Consider the following 19,428-nt stretch of genomic DNA (forward strand, 5'->3'; position numbering starts at 1 on the left):
GGTTTCTCCATGTCCCTGTTCTCCCGCCTTGCGCGCGTGGCCGTACCGGCCATCGCCTTTGCCGTCGCCACCGCCGCCAATGCCGATACCAAGCAGATCAAGCTCGGCACCATGAGCGGCCCCGATGCGCAAATCTGGGAAGTCGTACAGAAGGTCGCCAAGAAGGATGGCCTCGACGTCAAGATCATCGAGTTCAACGACTACGCCCAGCCCAACCCGGCGCTCGATTCGGGCGACCTGGACGCCAATGGCTTCCAGCATCAACCCTTCCTCGACAGCCAGATCCAGGCGCGCCACTACAAGATTGTCAATGTGGGCCTGACGTATGTGGCGCCGATGGGCTTTTACTCGAAGAAGGTCAAGTCGCTCGCGCAGCTCAAGGAAGGTGCCAAGGTCGGTATCCAGAACGATCCGTCCAACGGCAACCGCGCGCTGCTGTTGCTGCAAAAGGTGGGCGTGATCAAGCTCAAGGCCGGCGCCGGCACGAACGGCAACAATGCGACCCCGCGTGATGTGGTCGAGAACCCGAAGAAGATCAAGCTGATCGAGCTGGATTCGGCGCAACTGCCGCGCTCGCTGGATGATCTGGACGCCGCTTCGATCAACACTGACTACGCGGTCAAGAACGGCCTGACGCCGACCAAGGACGCCATCGCACTGGAAGATCGCCAAGGGCCGTACGCCAACCTCATCGCCGTGCGTGAAAAAGACAAGGATCAGCCGTGGGTGAAGACGCTGGTGCGCGCCTACCAATCTGAAGACGTGCGCAAGTTCATCGACACGCAGTTCAAGGGCGCGATCCTGCCGGCGTTTTAAGGCCTCACGCTAAGTCAGCGATTACTTTCGCGAACTGACCCGAGATTGAAGTGCGGCGCGCCGCTGGCTCAGCTTAGCCGGCGGCGCGCCAAGTCATTTGCTGCGCTGCAGCAGTGTGTGACGGTTGCAAGCGTTTCCGTCACACGTGGTGCGCTGGCAACGCTTGTAGCTTCTCGTTACATTAAGTAGTTCTACCTTATTGCAACGCAGCAAACGATTCGCTATAGTAGGAACTGTCTCCTCCACCCTCCTTGGTGGATTGTGGCCCGAGCACCTGGTGCTCGGGCTTTTTTCTTTGGTGCGCCGCCGCCGTTGTTGTTCTTCTGGCCGCCTTGCATCTCGGCCGATCCTGGCTACTCTGAAACCTTCCTCTCAAGCGACCTGCGAGCGCGGCGTTGCCCGATAGCAACGAGCGCAAATTTTTTAAGCGCGCGCGCCGAGCCACGCTTGAGTCGCCTGCCCGCGTCAGCGCCGATCCTATCCAAAGCGTTGTTTGAATCACGTTGCTGCTGCTAATGTGCGCGCAACAGCGTGCTTTGTGCAGCTAACATCGCCAAATTTCGTCAGTTTTTGTCCTACAAGGGTTTCGGCGAACCCCGGACAGTCTGACGTCATCCCCTCCACTAAACTTCACCTTGCTCTCTCTTTAGAGAGCACTCCCCCCCTTTTGAGCCCGCCCCTGTTGCGGGCTTCATTTTTTTCGGGCACGATTTCTTCCATCCCGACGCCGTCGACACCGGCGTCGGAAGCTCAAAAGGTTGGGGGAATCGCTCAAGGCCCGCGCAGTTGAAAAGCTGCGCGGGCTTTGTTTTTTCCGGCTCCGTGTTGACTGTGCCTGACAAGGCTTCTGCAGGGTGCTTCAATGGCGGCTGACGGTGGCGTCACACAGCGCAAACACGATGCGCTGCGCGCCGATACGCACAACGACAAGGACTGGCCGATGGAAGGTTTCGCGCAACTCGCCGTGCTGGTGGTGGACGACCACCCCGTGCAACGGGCTGCCGCCCGGCAACTGCTCCATACGCTGGGCGTGCAGCAGATCCTGACCGCTTGCGACGGCCGCGAGGCGCTCTACCTCCTCCAGCTCTGCCACGTCGATCTCGTGCTGTGCGACATCGACATGCCCGGTATGAACGGTCCGGAACTGATGGAGCAGATGCATCTGCGCGGCGGCCGTGTCTTTCCGCGCCAGGCGCCCGTGTGGGCGTGGGTCAGCGCGATGGACGCACCGATCGTCGAGTCGCATGTCGGCCTGGCCGATGCGATCGGGCTGACGCGCACGCATGGCGTGCAGAAGCCACTGCGTCCGACACATGTGCTGCCGTTGCTGGAAGAAGCCGCTGCGCGCGAGCTGGACCCGGTGCCTGCCGCAACCCCGGGTTTGCCGCAGTTTTCCGACGATGAACTGGCGGCCCTCATCCACGAAACGCCCGAGCAGATCGAAGTCGTCTTCCAACCGCAGCACGATCTGGCCACCAACCAGATTGCCGGCGCCGAGGCGCTGTGCCGCTGGATGCATCCGGTGCATGGGCGGGTATCGCCCGCGGCTTTCGTTCCGCGGCTGGAAGCGCTGGGGCTGTCCGATGGCCTGTTCTTCCACGTGCTGGAGCATTGCGTGCGTGTGCAGCACGCGCTGGCCGCGCATGCGCATCCCGTCTCGATCGGCGTGAACGCGTCTGCGCAGACGCTGGGCCGTGCCGGCACCGTCGACCGCATCGAAACGATCGTGCGTGAGGCGCGTATTGCGCCGGCGGCCATCGCCATCGAGCTGACGGAAGATTCGCCCGTGCCTGATGCCGCACAGCTCACCATTGCGCTCAACCGTCTGCGCCTGCTCGGTCATCCGCTGGCCATCGATGATTTTGGCGTGGGCATTGCCACGCTCAAGCTGCTGGCGGATCTGCCATTCACCATTCTCAAGATCGATCGCTCATTTACAGCCGCGGTGGACCAGACCAGCCAGCGCGGCGTGATCTGCCGCACGATGATCGAACTGGCGCGCACCTTGCAGCTCGAGTGCATTGCCGAAGGCGTGGAAACCGAAGCGCAACGCCAAACGCTGCGCGCCCTGGGCTGTGCAACGGGCCAGGGCTATCTGTGGGCCGCGCCGCTCTCCGTCACGGCGTTTCTGGCGCATGTGCAAGCGGCGGCTTAAGTGCGAATGCTGCAGGGCGATTCAGTTTTCTTCAGCCCTGATAAAAACAGCTTCTGCGCCGAAAGGTTACACGCCGCAAAAGTAAGAAAAATCTGACCCCGTCGGGCACATCGGGTCAGTAAGGTACCGGCTCCTTTCGGCGGCCTTCCACTCTCCCATGACGGCTCGGATCTCTCCCCCTCTGTTGCTTGCCAAGTACGATGCGCCATCTCCGGCGACGCGCCTGAGCTGACCGCGCGCGCATGTCCTCTGTCCTCTCGATCGTGATGGCAGACGATCATCCGTTGATTCTGCTGGGGCTGGCGGCCGCCATCGGGCAGTTTCCCCAGCAGCGTGTCGTTGCACAGGCACACGACGGACGCGAACTTCTGCAGGTGCTTCTGCACACCGACTGCAACGTCATCGTGACCGACTACAACATGGGCGGCGAACCCGCCTTCGATGGCATGCAACTGCTGGCGCGCCTGCGCAAGAAGCATCCGAAGCGCGCCATCGTTGTCTGCACGATGGTTCACAATCCGGCCCTCTTGCGGGCCATGCGGCAAATCGGTGTGTCCGGCATCGTGAGCAAGGACGATGGCTTGGTTCATGTCGGCCACGCTGTCATGGCCGGTGCGCGAGGCGTGCGCTACGACAGCCCGCGCATCCTGGCGGACACGGGCCTCGGTTCCAACGAGCGGACTGTGACTGAGCGACTGAGCCAGCGCGAGCGCGAAGTGCTTCGCATGTATGCCGGCGGCATGGGCGTGTCGGACATCGCCCTCAAGCTCGGATCGAGCATCAAAACCGTCAGCACGCAAAAAACCGTGGCGCTGCGTAAGCTCGGGCTGGTGCGCGAGACGGATTTGTTTCAGTACGTTCGCGACAGCGGTTTGACGGCGCTGCGTTGAGCGGCGATCTCAGCCGGCCCCGCGGTGCATCGGTACGGCTTGCGCCGGGGCGATGGCCGTGTCGGATGCCAGCGCCGGCGACGCTTCTACGCCCATCAGCCAATTGAACAAGGGCGTTGCGAGCATCGCGCCGAGCAACTGCGCGAGCATGTAGCCCGGCACGTCTCCAGGGCGGATGCCGGAGGGGCCGTCGGTCAGCGCGCAGGCAAGGGCCAATGCCGGGTTGGCCAGCGAGGACGACGACGTGAACCAGTACCCCGCCGCGATATAGGCGGCCACCACCAGCGGTAAGTGCCTGGGCGCGTGACGGCCGCATGCGATGCCCACCCCAATCAATCCGAACGTTGCAAGTGCCTCGCTCCACCACAGGGCGGGCCCGGTTGCGGCATGCGTGCCCGGCGCCCACGCCGACATGCCGAACATGGCATGCGCGGCCGCCACGCCGAGCACGGCCCCCGCAGCTTGGGCAGCCAGGTAGGCGAGTGCCTCATGGCCGCGCAGACTGCCCCGCAACAACGCCGACAGCGTGACCGCGGGGTTCAGGTGTGCGCCCGACACCGGCGTGAAGACCGTCAGCAGCGCAAGCAGCCCGGCGCCACCGGCCAGCGATTGCGCCAGCAGCGTCCACGTGGCGTCGCCGCCGGAGAGTCGGCTTGCGTGGATGCCCGTGCCGATCACCACCGCAATCAGCAGGGCTGTGCCAAGTGCCTCCGCAACGATGCGGCGCGCCAGGGATGGTGCAGCGGACGTGGCCGAGACCGCGGCGCGAAGATGGGACACAGTGGCCATGAGGGAAGAAGAGGAACGATGCCAAGCGCATCGCGCGGGAGTTTGGAACCTCCGTCGGGGCCGATCAATGCACCCAGGCGCGCTTGTGTCGCGCGCCCGAGTATCGAATGGCGGGATTGGTACGGCGGGGCTGAGGCCGGGCTTGCCGCGCCGGTGGCGGCCAGTCGGCGCTGTTGTGCACCCAGCCGCGCAAAGCCGACGGCCGCCGCACCGAGCGCTGCCAGCATGGCGGTGCAGCCCGCCATCGTGCCGTGCGCCATGCCGTTGGCGCCGCCGGGAGCGGCGAAGGTGAAATACAGGCCGCCGATACAGGCGACGCCCAGCGCGCCCGCCAATTGCTGCGCGGTCATCAGCAATCCCGCCGCTGCCCCCGCTTGCGTACGTGCGACGCCCGTCAGCACCAAGCCGATCAGCGGAACGACGACCAGCCCTTGTCCCGCCCCGTACAGCGCCACCGCAATGCCGATGCGCATCATGCTGGGCGTGGCGGGGTGTGCCCACTCTGTTCCGAATCCCGCCAGCAGCACCAGCAGGCCCAGGGCCATCAGGCCGAGCCCCGCCAACAGCGCGCGGACGCCATAGCGCCGTACCAAGGCATTGGCTACCCGCGATGTGATCAGAAAGGTGATGGCCAGCGGCAGGATGGCGATACCCATGCGCACCGCGGAAAGCTGCCGCCCGTTCTGCAGATATAGCGTCAGCACCAGGAAGAACGCCATCATCCCGATGTAGTGCAGCGCCGATGCCGTCAGGCCCGTCATGAAGGCGCGATGCTGCAGCAGGTCCGGCGGCAGCAGCGGCGTACCGCCTGCGCGGTCGACACGGGCCTCAAGCTGCTGGAAGGTGGCCATACCCAGCACGCCAACAACCAGCAGCGCGAGCGTCCACACCGGCCAGTGCAATTCGCGGCCGAACAGCAACGGCACCAGCACGGCCGCCACGCTCACGGCCATCCACGTCACGCCGGTTGTATCCAGATGCACCTTCGCCGCGTCGGGGCTTGGGTGCGGGATCCAGCGCCCGCCCAGCAGCGCGGCCGTCAGCCCGACCGGTACGTTGATCAGGAAGGCCGCGCGCCAGCCCAGCCCGGCGATGTCGGCGCTGGTGAGTGCGCCGCCCACCAGCAACCCGGCCGCCCCGCCGGTGCCCATCACCAGGCCGAAAATCGACAGTGCGCGGTCGCGCTCGGCGCCGGCAAAGAGCGCCTGCACGCTCGCCAGCACCTGCGGCACCATCATCGCGGCCGACAGGCCCTGCGCGAAACGCCATGCGATCAGCGCCGATGCACTGCCCGCCAGCCCACAACCGGCCGAGGTGGCGGTAAAGGCGACGAGACCCAGCAGAAACACGCGCCGCCGCCCAAACAAATCGCCCAGACGGCCGCCGGTGATGAGCAGAATCGCGTAGCCAAGCTGGTACACCGCCAGCACGGCCTCCAGTTGCGCGGGTGTGGCATGCAAGGTCGTGCGGATACTCGGGATGGCCACATTGGCGATGAACGCATCGACGATGAACATGAATTGCGCCGTCACCATCACACCAAAGGCGAGCCAGCGGCGGGGTTCCGATACGGAGGAAGCAGAAGAATGGTGAGTCACGATCGGCTCCGGAAAGTGGGATGAACGCAGCGTAGGTGCGCGAGCCGATTCGATGCAGAGCTAGGATTAACCTAGGATTAGCTTGTCCCTCCCACCCGCACATGCCAGCGTGTGTAATACCGCCATGGACGATTTCACCGCCGACCTTGCGCCCTTACCCGCCGCGCCCCGCAACGAGCTGGGCGAGTTCCTGCGCAGCCGCCGCAGCCATCTGCGCCCGCAGGACGTGGGGCTGCCCGAGGGCAGCGGGCGCCGCCGCACCGCGGGCCTGCGCCGCGAAGAAGTCGCGCAACTCGCCAACATCAGCATCGACTGGTATGTGCGTATCGAGCAGGGGCGCGACGTGCGGCCTTCCGTGGCGACCATCGAGGCGATCGGGCGGGCGCTGAAGCTGTCTTCGGACGAGCGCGCGCACATGCGGGGCCTGGCGCGTGCCGAATCCGTTTTGACGGGCGCCGGCGCGGGAGCGGCCGAGCGTTCCACGGCCGAGGCGGTGCCGGATGTCTTGCGGCGCGCCGTCGCCGGCATGGCGCTGCCCGCCCACGTGCGCAGCTACCGCACCGAACTGCTGTGCTGGAACGAGGCGACCTCGCAGCTCTTCATGGATTTCGGCACGATGCCGCCGGAAGACCGCAACTCGCTGGTCTACATGTTTCTGTACGCCAACGCGCGCGAGCGTTTTGTCGAGTGGGAAAACGAGGCGCGGCGCATGCTGGCGAAGTTTCGCGCGGTGTACGACCCGCATGCAGACGACCCGGTGCTCGCTGCACTGGTCGACCGGCTGCGCACCAGTAGCCGCGAGTTCGATACCTGGTGGCGGCAGCACGAGGTGCGCGCCCAGCGTGCGGAACACAAGCTGATCCGCACGCCTGGCGGCAAGGTCGTCCGCTATGACTACATTGGTCTGCCGGTGATGGAAGACCCGCGCCTGCGCATGGTGCTCTACGTGCCCGTCGAGGACGGGGCCTGAACGCTCAGGCCGTCAAGGCCGAGAGGATGGTGCCGGTATCGCGCACGCGGCCCAGTCGCGGGAACACGTTCTCCACTGACGATCGATGCATCGCCGCATCGTTCGAACTCATCGCATCTTCGGCCAGCACCAGCGCGTAGCCGTGTTCCCACGCAGCGCGCGCGGTCGATTCCACGCCCACATGCGTTGAGATACCGCCCAGCACGATGGTGGTGACGCCGCGACGGCGCAGTTGCAGATCCAGCTCAGTGCCGTAGAACGCGCCCCACTGGCGCTTGGTGATCTGGATGTCAGTGGGTGCGACCTCCAGCTCGGCGGGCTGTTCCCACCATTGCGGCGGCAGACCGCCCGGCTGTGTAGGCGAGGGCCGGTCGACGGGCTGGCGCGGCGCATCGGCGTAGTCCGGCGCCCATCCCACGCGCACCAGCACCACGGGCGCAGCCAGCTCGCGAAAGCGCTTGGCGAGCCTGGCGGACGCACTCAATACCTGCTCGGCCGAGTGCGGCCCCTGGGCAAACGGCAGGATGCCGCGTTGCAGGTCGATCAACACCAGTGCGGTGGTCTTCGCAGACAACGCGGACAGGGTTTGCAGCGGTTCAGACATCAGATGCTCCAGATGAATCGGGGTTATGGACGGCGGATGACACACGTTGCCGTGGCATGCGCCAGCAACGTGCCGTCCTGGGTCTTGAGCGTGCCCTCCGACACGCCGATCGTGCGCGAGACATGCAGCACGCGCCCAACGGCCACCAGCGGCGTATCGACCGGCACAGCCTTCACCATCTTCACGTTCAAGTCGACCGTGCCGTAGCCGACGCCGGCTTCCAGCATCGAATGCACGGCGCAGCCCGTTACGGAATCGAGCACCGTCGCCGCAAAACCGCCGTGCACGCCGCCCAGCGGATTGAGGTGGCGCTTGTCGGCCCGGGCCGTGAAGTGCACGGTGCCTGCTTCGATGACATCCATCGTCATCGGGATGGTTTCGCTGATCGAGGCGCGCGGCAGTTCGCCGTGCGACATGGCTTGCAGCAATTGCAGGCCGGTCATTTGGGACGGATGCATGGGGAAGTCTGCTTGAGTTCGGAAGAGGTGACACGACACTCTACCGCGAGCCCGATTGCCGGGGCTGCAATGCGTTGCATGGGTCGACGCAACAACTGAGCGTCAGCGCACGCCCCAATACGGGTAGACCCTAACGTTGCGCGCACGCCGACGCGAAAGGCTCCTGAAAGGTGCCCCCTTCTACGCTCGCCCAGCGATTGCATCGGCGGCCTGACCCACTGCCGTTGCGCGTTTTCCGAAGCCGGCATTACGACCGGACACCATCACCCACAAAGGAAGGAGACTTCAATGTCCCGCATCAAGTTTGCCCTTGCGGCAACAGCAGCGGCTGCGGCCACGCTGGCCGCCGGCGGCGCCCATGCCCAGTCGAACGTGACGCTCTACGGGCTGATCGACACCACGATCAGCACCGTCAACAACACCAACGCCGCCGGCGCGCGCACCACCGGCTTCCAGGTGCCCTGGTTCTCGGGCAGCCGCTGGGGCCTGACCGGCAAGGAAGACCTGGGCGGCGGCACGTCGGCCATCTTCAAGCTGGAATCGGAATTCGAAACACCAACCGGCAACATGGACACCCCGGGCGTGTTGTTCAACCGCGATGCCTGGGTGGGCCTGTCGAGCGAATCGCTGGGCAAGCTGACCTTCGGCCGCCAAAACGCGATTGCACGTGACATCTCCGGGATCTACGGCGACCCGTACACCAGCGAGAAAGTCGGTCTGGACGAAGGCGGATACACCAACGTCAACAACTTCAAGCAGCTGATTTTCTACGCAGGCAGCGCCACCGGCACCCGCATGAACAACGGCGTGGTGTGGAAGAAGATGTGGGACGGCCGCTTCCTGACGGCCCTGGGCTACCAGTTTGGTGAAGTGCCGGGCCAGTTCACGCAAGGCACGACCGAATCGCTCGCGCTGGGCTACAACGGCGACAACTTCCACCTGGCTGGCTTCGCGCAACAGGCCAAGGTGGGCGGCTTCATGGACCGTTCGTACTCGGTGGGCGGCAACGTGATCTTCGGCATGTTCCGCGTGAATGCCGGTTACTTCCATTACACCGGCGAGCAGCCGGCCGCGATCGGCAACCGCAGCGATAACGCCTACACCGTGTCGCTGAAGGTCGCTCCCCCGGGCGCCTTCGACTATGAAATCGGCTACCAGATCATGAAGGCCAACAACGCCGCCTTCAGCGCCGACGGCAACACCCTCAACGCGTATGCCAGCGTGGTGGGCGCCACGGCAGCAGGCAGCGGACGCAAGAGCACGCTGTACGGCTCGGTGTTCTACCACGTGTCCAAGCGGACGGAGTTCTACGTCGCGGCCGACTACATGAAGCTGAAGGATCAGTACATCGTGGGCAGCACCAACGGCCACAACAGCCAGACGGAGTTTGCCGTCGGTATGCGCACGCGCTTCTAAGCGCCTGTTTGGCTTGAGCTAGCGGCCCTCGCGCACCTGGTCGACAAACTTGTTGGTGTAGGTGCGCGAGAGGTCGATGTGCTTGTCGCGCGCGTTGGCATTGCTGGCGGCGAGGACGCGCAGGACGGTGGGTGGGCCGTCGTCCGGCATGCGTCCGTCGGTGCTGAAGGTTGGCAGCGCGGCGGCAAGCGCTTTTGCGTACAGCTCGGGATGATCGCGCCGGAATTCAGCCGGCATGCGGGCGGCAATGTCTTCGGCGCCGTGCGTGTGCATGTAGCGCAGGGTGCGCACGAATGCGTGAGCCAGTTTGGCAGCGATGTCCGGATGCGCCTCCAGCCATGCGGTCTGCAGGTACAGGCATGCGGCGGGATACGGGCCTCCGAGCGCAGCCCGCGTGCTTTCCAGTGTGCGCAAGTCCAACAGCACACGGGCTTCGCCGCTGTGCACGAGGCGCGAGACCGTCGGGTCGGTGGTCATGCCGGCATCGATGCGGCCGTTGCGCAGCGCGGTGACGAAGCTGCGGTCGGCTCCGACCGGCAGCATGGTGTAGTCCCCGGCCGACAGCCCTTGCTGGGCCATGAGATAGCGCGTGAGAAAGCTGGTGGATGCGCCCAGACCCGTCACCCCCAGCGTGCGGCCGCGCAGGTCGCGCATCGACTGCACCGTCGCCGGCAACCGTGTCGACACGACTTCCGCTTCGCCCGGCACCTGGCTGAATACGACGATGGCGCGCACTTCCTTGCCCTTGGCCTGCAGGTCGATGGTGTGGTCATAAAAGCCGACCACGCCTTGTGCAAAGCCGGTGAGCAGTTCGCTCTCCGCATCGACGCCGGCGGGTTGCGAGATCAGTTCCACTTCCAGCCCTTCGTCGCGGAAATAGCCCAGACGTTGCGCCAGCGTGGCCGGCAGGTAGATCATCTTGGCGGTGCCGCTGACCATGAGCGTCAAGCGCGTCGGGTCTTGTGCGAGGGCGTGCGAGGTTGCCACTGCCAGAAGGGCAGCGAGCCACGGCGTGATCCAGCCCCGGACCCCGCGTGCGCGGGCGGTCCTGCAGGTAAAAACACCCATTGAGTTGTCTCCGGCTCTTTTGTAGATATCGGTATCGCGCGGTCCGGGTCTGGCGAGTGATGCCTCCGGCGCGCGTAGGCAGCCGCCACCATTCTAGGAAGCGGCAACCCACAAATCGCTTTCATTTTTCGGACGCGCTGTTTTCGCATGAAGCTGCTCCTGATCGAAGACAACGCCCCGCTGGCGCACTGGCTGTCGGAAGCCCTGCGCCGTGCCCATTTCACCGTGGATCACGCCACCGATGGCGAATCCGCAGATACGCTGTTGCTTACACAACACTACGACGTGGTGCTGCTCGATCTGCAATTGCCTAAGTTGTCTGGGCAAGGGGTATTGCAACGTTTGCGCGGCCGGCGCAACGCGGTGCCGGTGCTGATCCTCACGGCCAGCGGCGGCATCGACGACAAGGTCGCCTGCCTGGGGGCCGGCGCCGATGACTACCTCGTCAAGCCGTTCGAGATTCGCGAGCTGATTGCGCGGATCCAGGTGCTGGTGCGGCGCAGCACGCCGGACCAATCCGTCGAGCTGCAATGCGGCGACCTGACGTACCACACCGGCAGCCGTACCTTCAATCTGGCCGGCCAGCCGTTGGTGCTGCCGGCGCGTGAGCACACGGTGCTGGAAATTCTCATGCTCAAGCTGGGGCGCACGGTGTCCAAACCGGCGCTGGTGAACGGCGTGTTCGGGATGGACGACGAAGCCAGCCCCGAGGCCATCGAAATCTACATCCACCGCCTGCGCAAGAAGCTGGAGCATTCCGCTGCCACCATCGTCACGCTGCGCGGCCTTGGTTACCTGCTGCGCGATGCGTCCGCCGCGCAGTCCTGACGGGGCGCCCGCGCAGTCCGCCCCGGCACGGGCGCACAGCTTGCGCGCCCGGCTGGTGTTGTGGCTGGCATTGCCGCTGGTCGTCTACGTGGCGGCCGATGGCTGGCTCGACCTGGCCGCCGCGCGCCACAACGCCGATCTCGTGCACTTTCATGCGCTCGACACGGCTGCACAGATGATCAGCGGCCAGATCGAGTGGGACGAAGGCCGCCTGCGCGTGTCGGTGCCGCCGGCTGCGCTGGCGGTGTTTGCCGCGCCACAAACCGCGGTGCGCGACCAGGTGGCGTACCAGGTCAGCACTGAGCACGGCCGCCTGCTGGCCGGGCGGCTCGACTTCGGCACGCGCCCCGCGTTTGACGCGGCTGGCCTCGCCGACGCCGGCACCTACACCGATACCGTGGAGGGCCAGCCCGTGCACGTAGCCGCCGTGGTGCGCACCATGTACGACGCCGGCCGCACCGAGCGCGTCGTCACACGTGTCGCGCAAACGATGAACGGCCGTGACGCGATGATCCGCCAGTTGTGGTGGCCCGCCACCGTGCGCCAGCTCGCGCTCGTGGGGCTGGCGCTGGCGATGATCCTCATCGGCCTGACGCTGGAATTGCGGCCGATCTTACGGCTGGCCGGCAATGTGTCGGCACGCGCCCCCACCGACCTCGCGCCGCTTGATCCCAACGGCCTGCAGCACGAGTTGCAGCCGATTGCCGGCGCGTTCAACCAGTACCTGCAGCGCATAGCCGACAACGCGCTCACGCAGAAGCGCTTCATTGCCGATGCCGCGCACCAGATGCGCACGCCGCTGGCGATTCTCGATACGCAGATGCAGGTGGCGGCGCAAGCCAACGCAGATGCCGCGCTGCATGAAGTCCTGAGGGCTGCGCGCACCAGCACGCGCAACCTGGCGGATCTCATCAACGACTTGTTGCTGCTGTCTCAGGCCGAATCCTCGGCCGCGACGAGCGAGGTGGTGGACCTCTCTCAGGTGGCGCGCACCGTGCTGGAAGACCTCGCGCTGCTCGCCGACGGCCGCCGGATCGACCTGGGCATCGAGCTAGCCGACCAGCCCGTGTGGACGTCGGGCAACCGCACGCTGATCGCGGCCCTGCTCTTCAACCTGGTCGACAACGCTGTGCGTTACACGCAGGAAGGCGGCCATGTGACGGTGCAGGTGTCGGCGGACTACGGCTGGGCCATGCTGACCGTGACCGATAACGGCCCAGGCATTCCGCCCGAGGCGTACGCACGCGTGTTCGAGCGCTTCACGCGGCTGGAAGGCACGCAAACGCAGGGCAGTGGCCTGGGGCTGGCGATCGTGCGTCAGATCGTCGATCGCATGGGCGGTCAGATTGCGCTCGCCCCCGGGCCAGGTAACGTCGGGCTGGCGGTGACGGTTTGGCTGCGACGCACGAGCGCACCCGCCGCAGCGTAAGTCGTCGCCGCCGCCCTACTGCTTCCCCCCCTTATTGCACCGACACAAACACCGGGTTCGAGTAGAACCACAGATCGTTGTAGTTCCGATCGTTGATGGCGTTGAAGCGCGCGGCGTTTTCCGTCACCACGGTCTTCTGGTCGGGCAGCGGGTTGCCGTTGCTGGTCTCGCCTGACACGTTCATGCCGAGGTTGGTGCCGCGCAGGCGGAAGTACTGGTTCTTGGCAGCCGTGTAGGTGTACGTGATGCTGTTGTAACCGTCAGCGTCGACCTTCCAGTCGGCCTTCGTGAACGTAGCGATGACCTTGGTGGAGTCGTTGGTGTCCTTCGCATAGGCCGGCGTGCCCGATGCCGCCTTGCCCGTCACGTCACCCGCAATCAGGTCGACGTGGTCGACCACCGGGCGCATGTTGACCTTGAAGCCGCTGCCCAGCGGGTACTCGTAGTTGTTGCGATCGGGGCTCTTGAAGCGGATGGTGATCGTCACCTTGTCACCGGCCTTGGCCGTAAGCGTGCCGCCCATGTCGGCTGATGCGGCCGCGGTACCCGCATTGAAGTCCAGCGCGTTGATGAGGTCACCGAACACGGCGAACGATTTGCCCGAGCGCATGGCCGCCAGCAGCGTCTTCAGGTCGGTGCTGGTGCCCGGCAGCCAGATGTACGTCTTGGCGTATTCGCCGGGGTAGTAGCCGCTGCTGAACTGCTGTGTGGCGTCGACTTCAAAGTGGTGGTCGGAATCCGCAAAGTTCCAGATGCGGCGGCCCTCGCCCAGCAGCGCATCCCAGACGCCACCGACTTGGGCGACTACGTAATCCACGCCGCCGTAGGTGCGGTTCTTCAGGTTGGCATCGATGTAGGCGCTGGCATAGCCGCCGCGATCGGGTTCCATCTGGTTGCCGACCATGCCCTCGATGCCGAACATGATGTCGGGCGCCGTGTCGTTGAACTCGCGGAAATCCGCCACCGTGTACTTGCCGGGGTTGCGCGACGGGTGGTTGATCAGGCCGTAGCTGGTGTTCGGGTAGTTCGTCTTCAGCCACTTGAAGGCATTGACCACGTCGGCGTGGGTGGTGCCGGCGCGCGGGCCATCTTGCTGCCAAGCGGTCACATCGTTCGGATCGAACAGCGATGCAGATTGCTGGGTAAAGAAGTATTCGAACTTGTTCAAGCCCTTGGCCGACGTCTGCAGCTTGTCGATGCCATCGAAGATGCCCACGTTCAAGTGGTCGTGCGTGGGCATGTCCCACTCGGCAGCGGAGAAGATCAGCTTGCCTGCGTATTTGCCTGACGCCTGCGCCTGCGCAATCGCGGGCATCTCGTATTGGGCGATCCCGGCCGATGCGGCAATCGAGCCACCTGCAAGCGTGGCGCCGGTGGCGTCGCGCGGCGACGGACGCAGGTGGTTCGATACGGCCATCCAGTCGAGGCCATTGAGGTCGAATGCGTGATCGAGCACCGTCGACAACGGCGTAACGGCATCGACGGACTCTGCTGTGTGCACGTGCAGGTCGCCCGTGGTCCACAGGCCCTGCGGCTTGGCGGGCTGCGTCGGCGTGGTCGGCGTGGGTGCCGGCGAGGTGCCTGCAGTGTTCGTAGGCGCGGGGTCGTCACTGCCGCCGCACGCGTACAAGCCGAGCGTCATGCATGCCGGCACCGCAATCGCGAGCAGCGTTTTCTTGGTCGAAAGCATGGTGGTTTCCTGTCGATTCGATGAGGTCGGGCAAACGCCGCCGGCCGCCCATGCCTGTGGGCGGTTCATTCACGATTAAAACGTTTGCGTGGCGTAATCTTCTCGTCGCGGCGTGAAGGTTTGGTGAAGACGCCTTGTGAAAACAGGAAGCGGTGCGGGATGCAGTGAAGAGGTAAGGCACCAAACAGCGCGCAAAAGAAAGCGGCCCCGAAAAGGGGCCGCCTTCAGCGCACTGCTGGCGCGTCAGGGTGCGTCCTTGCTTGATGTATCGCGTTCTTCCTCCCGGGCGGGCTGGCGGTGTGATTTCCGCCCGTCCACTTCCGACAAATCACGTTCGCGCACTTCGGCTTCGCGCACGGTTGTGCCTTCTGCATCGGTTTCAGACACATCGGTCAGGAAAGGCTCGTCGGCGTCGGGAGGGCCCGCGCCCTTCTGGTGTCGGCTGTTCATGGTCACCTCGTCAATGATGCGATCTGCTCACGGAATTACTTCGCCGCGAGCTTCAGTTGCTCCGCCATCTGCAGGTGCTCACGCAGCGCCGGCAGGTTGTGCGCGAAAAATGCCTTGATGTCGGGATCCTTTGCATCCTTCGAGGCCTTGTCGAACAACGAGACGGCTTCCTTGTGGGCCTTCACGCCTACCTCGTCGGCGTAAGCCTTGTCGAATTTGGCTCCTTCCAATGCGTTGAGCTTGTCCACCTTCGCGCGCTCATCGGCGGGCAGGCTTTCCGGCACGGCGATGCCCTTTTTGCCGGCCAGTGCCTTGAGTTCGTCACCAACGGTGGTGTGATCCTTCACCATGCGTTGTGCGAACGCGCGCACGTCTGGGCTGCTCGCGCGAGTGATGGCCACTTGGCTGGCCTGCACTTCGAGCATGCCCGATGCCGCAGCCTTGGTCACGAACGTGGTGTCGGACTTGTCCGCCGCCGCCCGCGCCACACTCAATGCGCCGCCAAAGCCCAGCACCCCTGCCACCAGCAACGCGGCAACACGCCGGGCGCCAATATGGTGTGTCGATCTGTTCATGAGTCGTCCTCCTGCGCGCATACGCATCACTTTTCGTTGCTGACGGCCTTGGAAACAGCGGCCGGCGTGTCGTATTCATCGTCGGGCATGTCTTGCAGCGTCTTGAGTGTGCTGTCGTCTGCGCCGTTGGCCTGCGCGGTCTTCAGCAGCTCCTGCTTCTTTGCCGGATAAGACGCACCCTTCAGCGCCTTTTGAATGCCGATCGGAGAGTGCGTTGCGTGTTCGCCCCCGGTACCGCCGCCATGGGCACCGCGCTCGTGCGATTTGGCACCGGCACGTTCAGACGACTTGCCGGCACTCCCGTGGCTGGCGTGACCGCCACGCTCCTTGTCAGATGCGCTGCTGCGTTTGCCCTGCGACGTCGATTTCGAGTGCGACGCGTGCTTGCTCTTGTCGCGAGTCGGTTTCATGACACCTCCGCTGGTTGGTTAGTCGGGCCGTCACCCGAAATGGCGCGGCCAACCACCGCTACGCAGCAGCCAACATGCCTGCGCGAAGGTGCGAAGTCAGAGAATGCTTGACGGAAGCGGCGCGTGGGCTACGTGCGCGATACAGGCTTGGCGCGCGGACGCGGCATCGGCAGCGGTGCTTCCCTTAGCGCGCGGTTGACCGCGTTCGGCTTGTCGACCAGATCCTGCAGCGTGTAGCCGTCGAGCACTTCAAAGTACGCCTCCAGCGCTGCGTGGAGCACGCCGCGCAGGCCGCACACGCGCGTGATGACGCAGTGGTTGTCGTCACCGTCGAAGCACTCGACCATGCGGAAATCGGGCTCGGTGGCGCGAACCACATCGCCGAGATTGATTTCTGCCGCAGGGCGGCCGAGCGTGATGCCACCCGCGCGCCCCCGCACGGTGTGAAGGAAGCCGTCCTGCCCAAGCTGCTGGACGATCTTGATTAGGTGGTTCTTGGGAATGCCGAAGGCATCCGCAATGCGCTGGATCGTGACAAGTTCGTCCGGGTGCACGGCCACGTAGATCAGCGTGCGCAGCGCGTAGTCGGTGTAGTCGGTCAGTCGCATGGCGGGTGTTCGGGATTGCCGTAGCTTAAAACATTCATGAAAGTCGCATCTTATCGGGAAGCGGCCAAAGAGATGCGCCGGTTTGTCGCAGTCTTATTTGTTGTATCGAAAATGTATGTTTAATAGAATCCGATCCAAGCGGTTGGTTGAGCACTACGCCATCCAGGACAAAACCTGGCGGCGCCCCCGTCCTATTTGTTGCATCTTTAACGCATATTTGGAGTCCAGCATGCTGTCCGACAAGTCCAAGCCCTACATCGATGCCAGCGTTCCGGTGCTGCGCGAGCACGGCCTGACTATCACCCAGACCTTCTATCGCAACATGTTCGCCAGCCACCCCGAGCTGACCAACGTGTTCAACATGGGCAACCAGGCCAATGGATCGCAGCAACAGTCGCTGGCTTCGGCGGTGTTTGCGTACGCTGCCAACCATGGCAACAACGCGGCGCTGGCGCCCGTGGTCAGCCGCATCGTGCACAAGCATGCCGCGGTGGGGATCAAGCCAAGTCATTACCCGATCGTGGCGCGTCACCTGATTGGTGCGATTGCAGAGGTTCTGGGTGACGCCGCCACGCCCGACCTGCTTGCCGCCTGGGACGAAGCCTATTGGTTGCTCGCGGCCGAGTTGATCGCGGCGGAAGCACGCCTGTACCAGCACACCGGCAGTGGCCCCGATCATCGTCAGCCGGTGCGCATTGTGGAGCGCCGCCAGCAAGCCGAAGACGTGGTCTCGTTCAAGCTCGAAGCCGTGGGCGATGCGCCGTTGGCCGATTTCCTGCCCGGTCAATACATCTCGGTGCAAGTGGAGCTTGCGCCCGGGGTGCTCCAGCAGCGCCAGTACAGCCTGTCGGATGCACCGAATGGCCGCACGTGGCGCATCTCGGTGAAGCGTGATGCGGGCGATGCCAACCGCCCCGCCGGCACCGTGTCGAGCTGGTTGCACGCCAATGCGCGCGAAGGCGACGTCCTGCTGGTCAGCCAACCGTACGGCGACTTTGTGCCGCAACTGGCGACCGGCAACCCGATCGTGCTGATGTCGGCCGGTGTGGGTATCACGCCCATGATTTCGGCGCTCAACACGCTCGCGCAGCAGAACAGCGAGCGCAGGATCGTGTTCAGCCACGCTGGCCGTGCGGCCTCGCATGTTGCCCACGCCGACGAGCTGGAGCGTGCGGCGCAAGCACTCCCGGCGTTCGAGGCACACGTGTTCCTGGAGTCCGGTGAAGATGCGGAATTCGCGCAGCGCCCAGCCCAGCCCGGCCGCATGACGGTCGACACCTTCGTTCGCGAAAACGCGGACGCGGACTTCTATCTCTGCGGCCCGCTGCCGTTCATGCAGGCGCAGCGTGCGGCGCTGCTCGCCAGCGGCGTCCCGTCGGAGCGCATCCACCGCGAAGTGTTCGGCCCTGACCTGCTGGACGACATCCTCTGACCTGAACCACGGAAATCACCATGCCACGCCAAGCCCCGGTCCTCACCATCGGCAAGCCCGACCCGGCAAGCCGCGCGTCTTACACGGGGCTGGCTGTCTTCGCACTCGGCTTCCGGCCGTTCTATCTGCTGGCAGCGGCCTTTGCTGCGCTGGGTATGGCGTTGTGGGCGGCGTTGCTGCTGGGCGTACTGCCGTCGACGGAAGGCCCGGCCACCATGGCGCCGCTGTTCTGGCATGCACACGAAATGGTGTTTGGCTTTGCGGCAGCGGTGGTGGTCGGTTTCCTGTTCACCGCAGGCAAGAACTGGACAGGCTTGCAGACGCCGCAAGGCGCGCCGCTCGCCGCGCTGGCTGGGCTGTGGCTGGCGGCGCGCGTGCTGATGTGGACGGGCCCCGTGCCGCTGGCTGTGGCGGCAGACGTCGCGTTCCTGCCGGCATGCGGCGTGGCGTTTCTGCGCATCCTGCTGCGCGTAAAAAACACGCGCAACTACGGCTTGTCGATCGCGTTGCTGGGGCTCGGTGGTGTCAACGCGGCGTTTCATGCAGCGCTGGCCCTGGGGGCGCCGCTGGCCGCGTTGCGTTGCCTCGATGCGGCCGCCGGGCTGGTGTGCCTGTTTGTCACGGTGATCGGCGGGCGCGTCATCCCCATGTTCACAGCCAACGCGGTCCCCGGGGTGAACGTGCGCCGCGTGGGGTGGGCCGAACGCGCCATCGTGCCGGCGACAGCGCTGGCGGTGCTCATGTTTGCGACGCCGCTTCAAGGGCTTGTTCCGGCCATCGTGTTTGCTGCGGCAGCAGTCGTGCAAGGCGTGCGCTGGGCCGGCTGGGACACGCGCCGTACGCTGCGTACGCCCATCGTTTCGATCTTGCACGTGGCATATGCCTTCCTGCCGATCGGGTTCGTCATGTTGGCCGCTGCGGCGCTCGGCTGCGGCGACCGTTCCACGGCGCTGCATGCGCTCACGGCGGGGGCCATCGGTGGCGCCATCGTCGCCATGATCACGCGCACCGCGTTGGGTCACACCGGCCGGATTTTGCGCACTGGCCGGACAGAGCATTTCGCCTACGGTGCCATCGCGCTGGCTGCACTCGTGCGCGTGGCGGGTCCCGCGTTGCTGCCGCGCGAGGTGTGGACCGGCGCGGCGAGCATGCTATGGATGTCCGCGTTCGTGGCGTACCTGTGGCGCTACACGCCATGGCTGATGGCGCCGCGGGCTGACGGCCGGGAAGGCTGAGCCCCGC

19 protein-coding genes are annotated in these 19,428 nt (G+C 65.0%); 9 read left to right on the forward strand and 10 right to left on the reverse strand.

The genetic code is table 11. The features are described from left to right. Positions 1-9 precede the first annotated feature (9 nt). From N5B55_RS15955 to N5B55_RS15965, 3 genes are all read left to right on the forward strand, one after another. Complete coding sequence (locus N5B55_RS15955; protein ID WP_009239483.1) at positions 10-816, forward strand: MetQ/NlpA family ABC transporter substrate-binding protein; 807 nt, start codon at positions 10-12, stop codon at positions 814-816. A gap of 940 nt (positions 817-1,756) precedes the next feature. After that, positions 1,757-2,971: an EAL domain-containing response regulator gene (locus tag N5B55_RS15960; protein ID WP_304539809.1), complete on the forward strand. Its 1,215-nt coding sequence runs from the start codon at positions 1,757-1,759 to the stop codon at positions 2,969-2,971. Positions 2,972-3,213: 242 nt separating this feature from the next. After that, on the forward strand, positions 3,214-3,861 hold the full coding sequence (locus N5B55_RS15965) for a response regulator transcription factor (RefSeq protein ID WP_304538655.1): 648 nt from the start codon (positions 3,214-3,216) through the stop codon (positions 3,859-3,861). A gap of 9 nt (positions 3,862-3,870) precedes the next feature. Here N5B55_RS15965 and N5B55_RS15970 read toward each other — a convergent pair whose 3' ends face one another. Together N5B55_RS15970 and N5B55_RS15975 are read right to left on the reverse strand one after the other, a co-directional pair. After that, entirely contained in the window at positions 3,871-4,650 is a 780-nt protein-coding gene (locus tag N5B55_RS15970) for an aquaporin (RefSeq protein ID WP_369812409.1), read from the reverse strand. Continuing rightward, positions 4,548-6,248, reverse strand: coding sequence for an MFS transporter (locus tag N5B55_RS15975; RefSeq protein ID WP_304538657.1), 1,701 nt, complete (start codon positions 6,246-6,248; stop codon positions 4,548-4,550). The genes N5B55_RS15970 and N5B55_RS15975 overlap by 103 nt, the downstream gene beginning before the upstream one ends. A 124-nt stretch (positions 6,249-6,372) precedes the next feature. On the opposite strand from N5B55_RS15975, the gene N5B55_RS15980 reads away from it, so the two are divergent. Continuing rightward, positions 6,373-7,218: a helix-turn-helix transcriptional regulator gene (locus N5B55_RS15980; protein ID WP_304538658.1), complete on the forward strand. Its 846-nt coding sequence runs from the start codon at positions 6,373-6,375 to the stop codon at positions 7,216-7,218. Between the two features lie 4 nt (positions 7,219-7,222). Here the strand turns inward: N5B55_RS15980 and N5B55_RS15985 are convergent, their stop codons facing one another. Continuing rightward, a complete protein-coding gene (locus N5B55_RS15985; protein ID WP_304538659.1) occupies positions 7,223-7,822 on the reverse strand; it encodes a hydrolase in 600 nt (199 codons plus the stop codon). A gap of 23 nt (positions 7,823-7,845) precedes the next feature. Next, the gene (locus tag N5B55_RS15990; RefSeq protein ID WP_154207746.1) at positions 7,846-8,280 is read right to left on the reverse strand and encodes a PaaI family thioesterase; all 435 of its coding nucleotides are present in this window, start codon (positions 8,278-8,280) and stop codon (positions 7,846-7,848) included. A 288-nt stretch (positions 8,281-8,568) separates the two neighbouring features. On the opposite strand from N5B55_RS15990, the gene N5B55_RS15995 reads away from it, so the two are divergent. Then, positions 8,569-9,696, forward strand: coding sequence for a porin (locus tag N5B55_RS15995; protein ID WP_154207747.1), 1,128 nt, complete (start codon positions 8,569-8,571; stop codon positions 9,694-9,696). An 18-nt stretch (positions 9,697-9,714) separates the two neighbouring features. Here N5B55_RS15995 and N5B55_RS16000 read toward each other — a convergent pair whose 3' ends face one another. Then, positions 9,715-10,764: an ABC transporter substrate-binding protein gene (locus tag N5B55_RS16000; RefSeq protein ID WP_065860015.1), complete on the reverse strand. Its 1,050-nt coding sequence runs from the start codon at positions 10,762-10,764 to the stop codon at positions 9,715-9,717. A gap of 147 nt (positions 10,765-10,911) precedes the next feature. Here N5B55_RS16000 and N5B55_RS16005 point away from each other — a divergent pair, with 147 nt between their 5' ends. Together N5B55_RS16005 and N5B55_RS16010 are read left to right on the forward strand one after the other, a co-directional pair. Then, positions 10,912-11,592, forward strand: coding sequence for a response regulator (locus N5B55_RS16005; protein ID WP_065860016.1), 681 nt, complete (start codon positions 10,912-10,914; stop codon positions 11,590-11,592). Further along, positions 11,570-13,021, forward strand: a complete 1,452-nt coding sequence (locus N5B55_RS16010; protein ID WP_304538660.1) for a sensor histidine kinase — start codon at positions 11,570-11,572, stop codon at positions 13,019-13,021. The genes N5B55_RS16005 and N5B55_RS16010 overlap by 23 nt, the downstream gene beginning before the upstream one ends. Before the next feature lie 31 nt (positions 13,022-13,052). Here N5B55_RS16010 and N5B55_RS16015 read toward each other — a convergent pair whose 3' ends face one another. The 5 genes from N5B55_RS16015 to N5B55_RS16035 all read right to left on the reverse strand — a co-directional run bounded on the left by N5B55_RS16015 (position 13,053) and on the right by N5B55_RS16035 (position 16,754). Beyond that, positions 13,053-14,711 (reverse strand): S-layer protein, encoded by a 1,659-nt coding sequence (locus N5B55_RS16015; protein ID WP_304538661.1) that lies wholly within the window; start codon positions 14,709-14,711, stop codon positions 13,053-13,055. Between the two features lie 243 nt (positions 14,712-14,954). Then, positions 14,955-15,161, reverse strand: coding sequence for a hypothetical protein (locus N5B55_RS16020; RefSeq protein WP_304538662.1), 207 nt, complete (start codon positions 15,159-15,161; stop codon positions 14,955-14,957). Positions 15,162-15,196: 35 nt separating this feature from the next. Continuing rightward, positions 15,197-15,736, reverse strand: coding sequence for a DUF4142 domain-containing protein (locus tag N5B55_RS16025; RefSeq protein ID WP_304538663.1), 540 nt, complete (start codon positions 15,734-15,736; stop codon positions 15,197-15,199). Positions 15,737-15,762: 26 nt separating this feature from the next. Continuing rightward, positions 15,763-16,146 (reverse strand): DUF2795 domain-containing protein, encoded by a 384-nt coding sequence (locus N5B55_RS25330; protein ID WP_369812410.1) that lies wholly within the window; start codon positions 16,144-16,146, stop codon positions 15,763-15,765. Between the two features lie 128 nt (positions 16,147-16,274). Continuing rightward, complete coding sequence (locus N5B55_RS16035) at positions 16,275-16,754, reverse strand: RrF2 family transcriptional regulator (RefSeq protein ID WP_154207752.1); 480 nt, start codon at positions 16,752-16,754, stop codon at positions 16,275-16,277. Positions 16,755-16,983: 229 nt separating this feature from the next. Here N5B55_RS16035 and N5B55_RS16040 point away from each other — a divergent pair, with 229 nt between their 5' ends. Then, on the forward strand, positions 16,984-18,186 hold the full coding sequence (locus N5B55_RS16040) for a globin domain-containing protein (protein ID WP_304538664.1): 1,203 nt from the start codon (positions 16,984-16,986) through the stop codon (positions 18,184-18,186). A gap of 20 nt (positions 18,187-18,206) precedes the next feature. Continuing rightward, positions 18,207-19,421: an NnrS family protein gene (locus tag N5B55_RS16045; protein WP_304538665.1), complete on the forward strand. Its 1,215-nt coding sequence runs from the start codon at positions 18,207-18,209 to the stop codon at positions 19,419-19,421. Positions 19,422-19,428 lie beyond the last annotated feature (7 nt).

Source organism: Ralstonia pickettii, from assembly GCF_030582395.1.
Lineage (GTDB): Bacteria > Pseudomonadota > Gammaproteobacteria > Burkholderiales > Burkholderiaceae > Ralstonia > Ralstonia pickettii_D.